Origin of the sequence: Rhodopseudomonas sp. (assembly GCF_048594845.1) — a bacterium.
Lineage (GTDB): Bacteria > Pseudomonadota > Alphaproteobacteria > Rhizobiales > Xanthobacteraceae > Rhodopseudomonas.
In genome coordinates this window covers 1-11,018 of sequence record NZ_JBMDXE010000389.1, presented here as the reverse complement: position 1 = coordinate 11,018, position 11,018 = coordinate 1, and the positions used below count along the sequence as shown (strand labels likewise).

The 11,018-nt window shown below is 65.9% G+C and carries 10 protein-coding genes; 2 read left to right on the top strand and 8 right to left on the bottom strand.

Features of this window, described 5'->3' with window-relative positions; all coding sequences use genetic code 11:
- From ACOJTD_RS26715 to ACOJTD_RS26700, 4 genes are all read right to left on the bottom strand, one after another.
- Positions 1-194: acyl-CoA dehydrogenase family protein (locus tag ACOJTD_RS26715; RefSeq protein WP_420135864.1), on the bottom strand; the 194-nt coding region annotated here is incomplete at its 3' end.
- A 12-nt stretch (positions 195-206) separates the two neighbouring features.
- On the bottom strand, positions 207-1,703 hold the full coding sequence (locus ACOJTD_RS26710; protein ID WP_420135863.1) for a CoA-acylating methylmalonate-semialdehyde dehydrogenase: 1,497 nt from the start codon (positions 1,701-1,703) through the stop codon (positions 207-209).
- A 162-nt stretch (positions 1,704-1,865) separates the two neighbouring features.
- Positions 1,866-2,564, bottom strand: a complete 699-nt coding sequence (locus tag ACOJTD_RS26705; protein WP_420135862.1) for a TetR/AcrR family transcriptional regulator — start codon at positions 2,562-2,564, stop codon at positions 1,866-1,868.
- A 105-nt stretch (positions 2,565-2,669) separates the two neighbouring features.
- Positions 2,670-3,242, bottom strand: coding sequence for a PaaI family thioesterase (locus ACOJTD_RS26700; protein ID WP_420135861.1), 573 nt, complete (start codon positions 3,240-3,242; stop codon positions 2,670-2,672).
- A gap of 135 nt (positions 3,243-3,377) precedes the next feature.
- Here ACOJTD_RS26700 and ACOJTD_RS26695 point away from each other — a divergent pair, with 135 nt between their 5' ends.
- Both ACOJTD_RS26695 and ACOJTD_RS26690 read left to right on the top strand, forming a co-directional pair.
- The gene (locus ACOJTD_RS26695) at positions 3,378-4,148 is read left to right on the top strand and encodes an enoyl-CoA hydratase (RefSeq protein ID WP_420135860.1); all 771 of its coding nucleotides are present in this window, start codon (positions 3,378-3,380) and stop codon (positions 4,146-4,148) included.
- A gap of 109 nt (positions 4,149-4,257) precedes the next feature.
- Positions 4,258-5,541: an MFS transporter gene (locus ACOJTD_RS26690; protein ID WP_420135859.1), complete on the top strand. Its 1,284-nt coding sequence runs from the start codon at positions 4,258-4,260 to the stop codon at positions 5,539-5,541.
- Between the two features lie 112 nt (positions 5,542-5,653).
- Here ACOJTD_RS26690 and ACOJTD_RS26685 read toward each other — a convergent pair whose 3' ends face one another.
- The 4 genes from ACOJTD_RS26685 to ACOJTD_RS26670 form a co-directional block, all read right to left on the bottom strand.
- Complete coding sequence (locus ACOJTD_RS26685; RefSeq protein ID WP_420135858.1) at positions 5,654-6,598, bottom strand: IclR family transcriptional regulator; 945 nt, start codon at positions 6,596-6,598, stop codon at positions 5,654-5,656.
- A gap of 443 nt (positions 6,599-7,041) precedes the next feature.
- Positions 7,042-9,147: an acetate--CoA ligase family protein gene (locus ACOJTD_RS26680; RefSeq protein WP_420135857.1), complete on the bottom strand. Its 2,106-nt coding sequence runs from the start codon at positions 9,145-9,147 to the stop codon at positions 7,042-7,044.
- On the bottom strand, positions 9,144-9,509 hold the full coding sequence (locus tag ACOJTD_RS26675) for a Zn-ribbon domain-containing OB-fold protein (protein ID WP_420135856.1): 366 nt from the start codon (positions 9,507-9,509) through the stop codon (positions 9,144-9,146). Before ACOJTD_RS26675 ends, ACOJTD_RS26680 begins: the two co-directional genes overlap by 4 nt.
- Positions 9,509-10,642: a thiolase family protein gene (locus tag ACOJTD_RS26670; RefSeq protein WP_420135855.1), complete on the bottom strand. Its 1,134-nt coding sequence runs from the start codon at positions 10,640-10,642 to the stop codon at positions 9,509-9,511. The genes ACOJTD_RS26675 and ACOJTD_RS26670 overlap by 1 nt, the downstream gene beginning before the upstream one ends.
- Between the last annotated feature and the right edge of the window lie 376 nt (positions 10,643-11,018).

Here is an 11,018-nt window from a genome sequence, read left to right as displayed (position 1 = left end):
GTCATCGCGCTGCCGCCGACATCGTCGCGGATGTAGATGCCGCCGATGCCGAGCGCCGCCGCTTCGCGGATCACATCCAGCGGCAGGTGCTTGTCTTCATCCCATTTCAGCGCTTGCGGCGCGATCTTCTCGGCCGCGAAGTCGCGCGCCATGTCACGAATGGCGCGCTGGTCTTCGTTGAGGTCGAACTGCATGGCAGCCGGCGCTTACTTCATCAGCGGGATCGAGAACTCCGCGCCTTCCTTGACGCCCGACGGCCAGCGCGAGGTGACGGTCTTGGTCTTGGTGTAGAACCGGATCGAGTCCGGGCCGTGCTGATTGAGGTCGCCGAAGCCGGATTTCTTCCAGCCGCCGAAGGTGTAGTAGGCGATCGGCACCGGGATCGGCACGTTGATGCCGACCATGCCGACGTTCACTTTCGCCGCAAAGTCGCGCGCGGCGTCGCCGTCGCGGGTGAAGATCGCGACGCCGTTGCCGTAGTCGTGGTCGGACGGCAGCGACAGCGCTTCGGCATAATCATGGGCGCGGACGACGCTCAGGACGGGGCCGAAGATCTCTTCCTTGTAGATTCGCATGTCCTTGGTGACGTTGTCGAACAGACAGCCGCCCATGTAGAAGCCGTTCTCGTAGCCCTGCATCTTGAAGCCGCGGCCGTCGACCGCGAGCGTCGCGCCTTCCTTGACGCCGATGTCGACGTAGTTCTTGACGCGCTCCAGCGCTTCCTTGGTCACCAGCGGGCCGTAGTCGGCGGTCGGATCGGTCGACGGGCCGATCTTCAGCGACTCGACGCGCGGGATCAATTTTTCCATCAGCTTGTCGGCGGTGGCCTTGCCGACTGGCACCGCGACCGAGATCGCCATGCAGCGCTCGCCGGCCGAGCCGTAGCCGGCGCCGATCAGCGCGTCGACGGTCTGGTCCATGTCGGCGTCCGGCATGATGATGGCGTGGTTCTTGGCGCCGCCGAAGCACTGCGCACGCTTCCCGGTTTGCGCCGCGCGCTCGTAGATGTACTGCGCGATCGGCGAGGAGCCGACGAAGCCCACCGCCTTGATGTCCGGGTCATCCAGAATGGCGTCGACCGATTCCTTGTCGCCGTTGACGACGTTCAGGATGCCCGGCGGCAGGCCGGCTTCGAGCATCAGCGCGGCGAGCGCCATCGGCACGCCCGGATCACGCTCCGACGGCTTCAGGATGAAGGCGTTGCCGCAGGCGATCGCCGGCGCAAACTTCCACATCGGGATCATCGCCGGGAAGTTGAATGGCGTGATGCCGGCGACGACGCCGAGCGGCTGGCGCATCGAATAGATGTCGATGCCAGGGCCGGCGCCCTCGGTGTATTCGCCCTTCATCAGATGCGGAATGCCGCAGGCGAATTCCGCGACCTCGAGGCCGCGCTGGATGTCGCCCTTGGCGTCGGGGATGGTCTTGCCGTGCTCACGCGCGAGCAGCTCGGCGAGCTTGTCGTAATCGCGCTGCACCAATTCGAGGAACTTCATCAGCACGCGGGCGCGACGCTGCGGATTGGTGGCGCCCCATTCCGGCTGCGCAGCCTTGGCGTTCTCGACGGCGGCACGCAGCTCTGCCTTGGTGGCCAGCGCAACCTTCGCCTTGATCTCGCCGGTCATCGGCTCGAAGACGTCGGCGAACCGCCCCGACTTGCCCTCGACTTCCTTGCCGCCGATGAAGTGCCCGATCGTGCGCATCCATTCCTCCTGAAGGGTGGTTTCTGCCCCCCTTGAACAGTTTTTTTGGGGCTTTGGGAAGACCCGGCACGCGGAGGAGCCCCGCCAAAATGCAGGCGCGTCGGCAAGCGGCATAACGCCACCGTTGCGGGCGGCGCGGTCGCAGGTGGGCGCGATCCAGCGTCAGTCCTGCGCGGCCAGCCTGGCCTTCGCCTTCGCCGCGCTGGCTGTCTTGGTTGCGGGCTTGTCCGCCGACTTTCCGGCGCCTCGGCTCGCACTGGTCCGTTTCGCCGGAGGCTTGGCGTCAGCCGCTCGGCCAAGCACCGCTTCGCGCCCGGCCTGCAGGATCGTGTCCGACAACTCGCCGGTGCCGGCAATCCGGGCCAGCAACAGCGTGCCCATCAGGGTGGCGAGCGTCGCCACCGCCTGCTTACGCGCAGTCTTCGGCGGCGCCTCGACATATTCGGAGGCGATCGCGTCGATCATCTCGTCGAGCTTCGAAGCAAACGCTTTGCGGGTCTTCGAACTCTCGCGCACGATTTCGGCGCCGAGCGCCGGCACGGCGCAGCCGCGGCCGGGATCGTCGCGATGCGTCGCAGACAGATAATGATCGACGATCAGCGCCAGCCGCTGCTCGCGCGGCGTCTCCGCCGCCAGCTTGCGCCAACGTTCGGTGGAGCGATCCATTGCATATGCGAAGGCTTCGACGAGCAGTTGCTCGCGCGAGGAGAAATGCGCGTAGAAGCCGCCATGCGTCAGCCCGGCCTCCTTCATCAGGTCGGCAACGCCGACGCCGTGCGCGCCCTTCTCGCGCAACCGCACCGACGCCTTCTGCACGATGCGGGCGTGGGTTTCGAGTTTGTGTTCCTTGGAATAGCGCATGTGCGCTCCGTGCCGTGTCTCGGATGATCCATACCCGGACCGATATATGTCCGGGATCATATTATGTCATCGAACGCCGCGCTCCGCTGCAAGTTTCGCGCGGCTTCAGGAGTGGTGCGGAGGCGCCCGGTCGGGAGACGGTCCATCGCTTCCGATCATGGCGAACGTCGCCGTGGCGTGCACCGCAAGCTTGCCGGCGCCGTCGTAGATGAAGCCTTCGGTGTAGCTCGACTGCCGCCCGAGCTTCACCACCCGCCCCTCCGCCCGGATGGTGCCGGACCGCACCGAGAGCGGGCGGAGATAGGTCAGCTTTAGATCCATCGTGACCGAGCCTCTCCCGGCCGGCATTTCGGTCGAAATTGCACACCCCATCGCCGTGTCCAGCAGGGCCGCCGCCACGGCGCCATGCAACAAGCCGACCGTGTTCTCCAAGCTCTGCTCCGGGTCGAGCTGCATGACGATGCGGCCAGGGTGAACCTCGGCCATGCGGAAGCCGATCAGCCGCGCGAGCGGCGGCGGCGGCAAACGTCCGTCGCGAAGCGCGTACATCACCTCGATGCCGGGCATCGCCATGCTGGCCCGGGCCACCGGGCCCGGCTCCTGCCAGTCGACGGTGCGGCTGCGCCGCTGCGACGGCGCGAACAGTTCCAGGGAATCAGGCTCGTCCAGCAGGCTCATGGCAATCTCCTTTCAGATGACGACCATCATATTACACTTCGCGGCTGGGCGACAAGGATCCGGTGGCGCTTGACAGCTGGGTCGGATTACCGGCCATGATGCCGCACTTCCCCGCCTCAGGTTGCGAGCCCGTCCATGCAGATGCTGAACTCTCATTGCGGTCTCGACCGCGACTCCCGCGGTGTCGCCACGCTGACGATCTGCAATGCCGGACCGCTCAACATCCTGAACACCACCGTGATCGACGCGGTGCGCGAGGGGCTGGAAAAGCTTGCGTCCGACGAAACGTTGCGTGTGCTGATCATCGCCGGGCAGAGCGGCCGCAGCATGATCGGCGGCGCCGACATCAAGGAAATGGCGACGCTCGATCAGGCTTCCGCCGAGCGCTTCATCACCGGCCTTGGCAATCTGTGCGAGGCGGTCCGTATCCTGCCCTTCCCGGTGATCGCTCGCATCCCGGGCTGGTGCCTTGGCGGCGGGCTGGAATTCGCCGCTGCGTGCGATTTTCGCGTCGCCACCGACGACGCGAAGTTCGCGATGCCCGAAGTCCGAGTCGGCATCCCCTCGGTGATTCATGCGGCGCTGCTGCCGCGGCTGATCGGCTGGAGCCGCACGCGCTGGCTGCTGATGACCGCCGACACCATCGATGCGCAGACCGCGCTGGCGTGGGGCCTGATCGACAAGATCGCCCCACAGGGCGAACTCGACGCCGCGGTCGAAAGCTTCGTCGCCTCGCTGCTCGCCTGCGGTCCACAGGCACTGCGTTCGCAGAAGGCGCTGCTGGCCGCTTGGCACGACATGCCACTCGGCGAAGCGGTGGCGCATTCGGTCGGCGTTTTCGGCGAGGCCTATCTCACCGGCGAGCCGCAGCGGCTGATGGGCGAATTTCTCACCCGCAAACGCTGATATCACGACGTATTGCGCTGCGGCAGCTTGCAAAGCCCGCCGCTTTTTATATGATCATCATCATACCTTCTGGCGCTATCGCCGGCTTTTGCCGCATCAGGACCATCGCATGATCTCGACCTGGCTCTCTTCCGCCCTTGCCCGCCGCGATGTTCATTATGGCTGGGTGATGGTCGCCGTGACGTTTCTCACTGCTCTGGTCTCGGCCGGCGCGGTCGGCGCACCGGGCGTGTTCATCGTGCCGCTGCAGCAGGAGTTCGGCTGGACCACTGCGGAGATCTCCTCGGCGCTGTCGATCCGCTTCATCCTGTTCGGCCTGATGGCGCCGTTCGCCGCCGCGCTGATGAACCGATACGGGCTGCGCAACGTAACGATCGCCGGGCAAGTGATCATTGCGGTGAGCCTGGTGTCCTCTGTGGCGATGACGCAGGTCTGGCAGCTTGTGGCGCTGTGGGGCGTCGCGGTCGGCATCGGCACCGGGCTCACCGCCATGGTGCTGGGCGCCACGGTGGCGGCGCGCTGGTTCAACCATCGCCGCGGCCTGGTGGTCGGCATTCTCACTGCCAGCGTCGCGACCGGACAGCTCGTGTTCCTGCCGATGCTGGCGGCGCTGACAGAACGTTACGGCTGGCGCATCGCGCTGCTGTTGCTGTGCGCAGGGCTCGGCGTCGCGGCCATGGGTGTGCTGTTGCTGATGCGCGACCGCCCGAGCGACGTCGGCCTGCGGCCATTCGGCGACACCAGCACCGAACCGCTGCCCCCGCCGCCTCCGGCCAATGCGCCGATCATGGCGGCGGCGCTCGGGACGCTGCGCGATGCGGCGAAGACTCGCGTGTTCTGGATCCTGTTCGCGACGTTCTTCATTTGCGGCGCCTCGACCAACGGACTGATCCAGGTCCACTTGATCCCGCTATGCGCCGATTTCGGCATTCCGCAAGTGCAGGCCGCTGGGCTGCTTGCCGCAATGGGCATCTTTGACTTTGTCGGCACGATACTGTCAGGCTGGCTGTCGGACCGCTACGACAATCGCTGGCTGCTGTTCTGGTACTACGGCCTGCGCGGACTCTCCTTGCTGTTCCTGCCCTATAGCGACTTCACCTTTTACGGCCTGTCGCTGTTCGCGGTGTTCTACGGTCTCGACTGGATCGCCACGGTGCCGCCGACGGTGCGGCTCACCGCGCAGAAGTTCGGCGCCGAGCGCGCCGGTCTGGTATTCGGCTGGATCTTTGCCGGTCATCAGCTCGGCGCCGCCACCGCGTCGTTCGGCGCCGGCCTGTCGCGGACCGTGTTGCTGAGCTACCTGCCGGCATTCTTCGCGGCCGGCGTCCTCTGCGTCATCGCGGCGGCGATCGTGCTGACGATCGCCAAGCATCCGCGGCCGGCATCCGCTTAGTCCACAAACGAAACATCCCCGAACCGCAAAGCGATCCGGGGATGAGACAAACTCGTCGGCCTTCACCGATGCGACTGAGTGCGCGCCGGGCGCGCCCCAGTCAGGCCTGCTTCTAACCCTGGCGGCGGCGCAGGTCGCTCGCGGCGAGCGGATGGGCCGGAGCCGGCCGCCGCACCGGGGACAATCCCTTGGCAGTGTCCGGACGCGCACCGCGCTTGGCACCACCGACGGCAACGAGACCGCTTTCGGCGTTCTGCACAAGCGCGTCGATCGTGTCCTTGAGGCGCAGCAGCACCGGGGCCACCTCGTCGTGCAGCCGCTGCTCGTCGTACATCGCGGCCAGCAGACCGATGCTTACCACTACGTAGGTCTGGTACTGCGGCGACCACATCGGCACCGCAATGCCGTTCACATGCGGATTGAACGCCCCGCAGGAGACGACGTAGCCGCGCTCCTGCAACATCTTGCGGCTTGCCTCGAGGCGCTCGCGGAGCACCGGCGCTTGTTCCGGCTCCTCACGCTCGATCTCGGCCAGAAACGCGTTCGCTGCTTCAGGCTCGAGCGCCGCGAGATAAGCATGGCCGCCGGCGCTGTGCGCCATCGCGATGCGGCTGCCGGTGGTGGAGTGAAGCCCAACCGTCTGCGGCGCGCGGGCGTATTCGAAGTACACGAGATGGAAACGGTCCGGGATCAGGAAGCCGACCGTGCCGGGGACCTGCTCGGCGACGTCCTGCAGACGCGCACGGATCAGGTTGCGGAGCTGCAGCCCGCGCATCATCGCGGTGCTCATCGCCACGGCGCTCGGGCCGATCCGATACTTCTGGTCGCGAGGTAGATAAACGAGCTGGCCCATCCGGGTCAGCGTATGCGTCAACCGCGATACCGTGGAGCGCGGCAAGCCGCAGCGGTTGGAAATCTCGAGGTTGCCGAGCCGCGTATCCGCGCCTTCAAAGCAGCGCAGCACGTCGAAAGCGCGCGACACTACCTGAATCACATCGCCTTCGCCGCCGATGTCGCCGTGGCCTTTTCTGCAGAGTCGCTCCGAGCGTCGTCCCATTTTTTTCTTCTCGCTTTGGTTCTTGATGCCCAATGCGCCGTGCGGAAGCGTCCACCACCGAACGGCGCACATTTCTTATTTCGCTGTGCGGAACATTATTCCACTTGATGACAACGCTACATCACGCCTGCGGTGTCCACAACACCAACACGTCAGCATTGCAGCCCTGCGTCCGGCTACTCGGCACAAGATTTTCTCCGAGTACCGCTAGACTGCCCTTCCGAAGCGCGCGAGCGGCCTGCGATTGCTATCCTGGATTGAGCTCGGTCGCCGAAGCGCCGGACTATCTGCGTTTTCGATTGCGGCTCGACGACAATTCGCAAGACGTACGAAAGTCAGTTGGTCGCCGAAGCTCAGCGCCCACGACGATTCGCGACGAACGGGCGCAGCACAGGCTTCGAAGTCGATGCTCTGGCGACGTAATGCCGCATCAGCACCGCCTTTCAGACACCGTGAAACACCACCGCATCGACGACGACGCAGCCCTCGCCGGCGCTACCCAGCATAACCGGATTGAGATCGACACTCATCACGCCGGCGCTGTCGTCGCGCATCAACTCACCAATGCGCACGGCCATGTCGGCAAAGGCATCGACGTCCATCGGCGCCTCGCCGCGCGTGCCTGCGAGGAGCGGCGCGATCCGCAGATGGCGCAGCGCCTCGTGAACATCCGCGGCAGTGAACGGCGGCAGCAGCAATTTGGTATCGCGAAACACTTCGACATACTTGCCACCGTCACCGACCACCACGACCGGTCCGAATACCGGATCGCGATGCGCGCCGATCATCATCTCGCGTCGGCCACCCGCCATGGCGGCGACGATCACGCCGTCGAATTGCGCGCCGGCCTTCGCGATGATCTGCTCCATCTCGCTGAAGATCGCTCCGGTGGCGTCCGCCGAGGTAACGCCGAGCCGCACCAGGCCGAGTTCCGATTTGTGAGCGATATCGGCCGAGCAGCCTTTCACCACCACCGGGCCGCCGATCAGCGTGAAGGCCGCAACAGCTTCGCTGCGCGACAGGCAGAGCCGATGCGACACGACCGGGATGCCGCGCGCCGCCAACAGCGCGAGGCTATCGGCTTCATTGAGCATCAGCGTTTCCGCGCGCGGCGTGATCAGCACCTCGCTGGGCGCGCGCACGGCGCGTCGCGAGCGCGCCTTGGCCATCAGTTCGTGATGCGCGAGGAACTGATGCAGCGCGCTGACAGCTTCGACCTCCGTCGGAAACACCGTAGTGCCATTTTCGGCGAAGACCTGGGCGACGCTGGGCTGCGTGGCGGACACCACTACAGGCTTGCCGGTCTGCCGCCCGAATGCAGCGGTGTCGCGGGAGAATGCCGGCACGTCGTAGCCGGGACCGGCCACCGGGACGCCGATCAGGAACGCATCGGCCGCCGGGTCCTTGGCGATCACCGGCAGGATGTCGCCGAACAACGCGCTGTTCGACAGCAGAGCGGCGGTGAGATCGATCGGATTGGTCGTCGTCGCGAAGCTCGGCAGAATGCTCTTGAGCTTGGCGTCCGTCTCGGGCGCGAGCTTGGCCATCGGCATCCCGACCTGCGTGGCTGCATCGGCGGTCAGGACGCACACCGCGCCGGAATTGCTGATTGCGACCAGCCGCCGTCCCTGCGGCTTCCAGCCCTTCAGATACAACTCGGTCGCCTCGACGAGGCCGCGCATATCCGGCGCGCGCCAGATGCCGTGATGTTCGAAGAACGCATCGACCACGCGATCTTCGTTGGCCAGCGCGCCGGTGTGCGATTGCGCCGCCGCCTTGCCGGCGTCGGTGCGGCCCGATTTCAGCGCGATGATCGGCAGATCCCGATCGAGCGCGATCGCCGCCAATTCTTCCAGGTAGGTCTTGTCCGGGATGCTCTCCAGATAGAGCAGCATCAGCTTGACTTCAGCATCCTCCGCAACCGCGCAGGCCAGTTCGCCGACGGTGATGTCGGAGTCGTTACCGGTCGCGTGGGTGTGACGCACCGCAATGCCCCGCTGACGCAGGAAGCCGACCGGCACGGTCGACAATGCGCCGGACTGGCTCAGCATCGCGACGTGTCCCCTCGCGTTCGGCGCGACCGGCTCCATGTCGACGAACATCGTCGAGAACGACGCGATTGCGCCGGTGCCGAAATTCGCCAGGCCCTGCGAATTCGGCCCCACAATCCGCATCCCTGCCTTGCGTGCGGCCTCCACCATGCGGCGCTCTTTGGCCTTGCCGGCGACCTGATCGACCTCACCAAAGCCGGACGCCATCACTACCGCGACCTTGACGCCGGCGGCCGCGCACTCCTCGACCGCGGCGATCGCATTGTCGCCGGCGACCGCAACGATCACCATCTCGGGCGCTTCCGGCAGATCGGCCAGCGACGCGTAGCTCTTGTGGCCCTGGATCTCGGGCCGCGTCGGATTGATCGGATAGATCTTGCCCGTGAAACCGAACTTGCCGAGGAAGTGCACCGGCCGGCCGCCGACCTTGTTGGGATTGTCCGATGCGCCGATCACGGCGATCGATTTCGGATCGAGGGCGGCGCGCAAGCGGCTCATACGGAAGTCCTTTCGAAATACGGAACGAGGCGGCCGGTGAAGCGCGCGAACCGCGCGCTCACCCGATCACCGATGACGAGGTCGTTGGCGCCGTGCGCCATCATGCGGAAACCTTCGGCAGCGTCGATCAGCACGATCTTGAACGGCACATGCTCGCGCGCCTCGGCGGTGGCGGCGCGATGCACCAGCGTCGCGGCATACACCGTGCCATCGCCGCTGGCGCGAAGCTGCGTCAGATCCTGGCTGCCACACGCAGCACAGAAGTCGCGACGGAAATACTGAATAGCGCCGCAACCACCGCAGCGCTGATACACGATGGCCTCGTCGCCCGTGGTCCAGTCGGTCAGTGCCGGCTCACTCATCACTCGCGCTCCAAAAACATGCTGACATGCGACGACAGCACGCCGCCGTCGCCATGCAGCAGCGCGACCGAGGCATCGCGGACCTGACGATCACCAGCGCGGCCGGTCATCTGCAGATGGGTTTCTACCAGATGCGCCATCGCGCCGCCGACACCGCAATGGCCGTAGCTCAACAGCCCGCCATGGGTGTTGAGCGGCATCGCGCCATCGCATGAAAAATGCCCGCTGCGCGCCAGCGCCGCTGCCTCGCCGCGCTTGGCGAGGCCGAGATCTTCCAGCAGCATCAGCAACGTGATGGTGAAGCTGTCATAAACCGCTGCAACCTTCACGTCGGAGATGTCCACGCCGCTTGCGACCTTGGCGCGCGCGATCGATTGCTCGGCGCCGGATACCCCCTCCGCCGGCATCGCAGTGACGTGCTGATGGGTATGCGCCTGACCGCAACCGCGCACCTTGACGCGATGCGCCGTGGTCGGCTCGCGGCTGATCACCAGCGCGGCGCCGCCATCCGACACCGGACAGCAATCGAGCAGCTTCAGCGGCGACGCGATCATCTTCGATGCCATCACGTCGGCGACACTGATCAGCTCGTGAAATTGCGCGCCCGGATGTGTCGCCGCATGCGCCCGCATCAGCACGGCGAATTCGGCGAGATCCTCTTCCGTGACGCCGTGATCGTACATGTAGCGCGAGGCGACGAGGCCGTAATACGCCGGAATGGTCGGCCCGAGCGGCACTTCGTAGAGCGGATGCCCGACCTGCGCGAGAGCCTGCACCGAGGCGTCACGGCTCTGCCCCGACAGACGGTTCTCGCCACCGACGACCAGAATGTTTCTGGCCGCACCGCTTTCGACGAGCTGATGCGCCAGCATCGCCATCGCCATGCCGGTGGCCCCGCCGACCTGCACGGCGTGGCAGTAGCTCGGCCGGATGCCGAAATGCTCGGCGAACACCGTCGCCAGCATGATGTGCGGCATGGTCGTCGAGTAGCCACACAACAGGCCGTCGATCTCGCCGCGCAGCAGCCCCGCGTCCGCGATTGCAAGCTCGGCCGCGTCGCGCATCAGGCTCAGCGTGGTCGAGCCGTCGATCTTGCCAAATGGCGTGAGGCCGACGCCGGTGATGTAGCTCATCGGACGGGCTCCCAGTTCGAGGCCTGCGAGCGGACACAGAGTATCAACGTCATTCCGGGACGCGCCCCTTGGCGCGGGCCCGGAATCCATACTCCCGGACGGTGGTTATGGATTCCGGGCTCGCCGCTACGCGGCACCCCGGAATGACGAACGAGAGGGCAGTGAGCGTGATGGGGTTGCTGATAAACGCGCCTGGCATGACCCAGAGCACGGCGCACTCCCCTCCCCCTTGCGGGGAGGGGTCGGGGGTGGGGGGCCGCGGGCACGGAGCCTGTGGCGAGAGCCCTCACCCCAGCCCTCTCCCGGCAGCGGGCGAGGGCGACCAAGCGCTGTGCCCGCAGCGCAACACCCGCGGTCATCGGAACGTTGGGCGCCA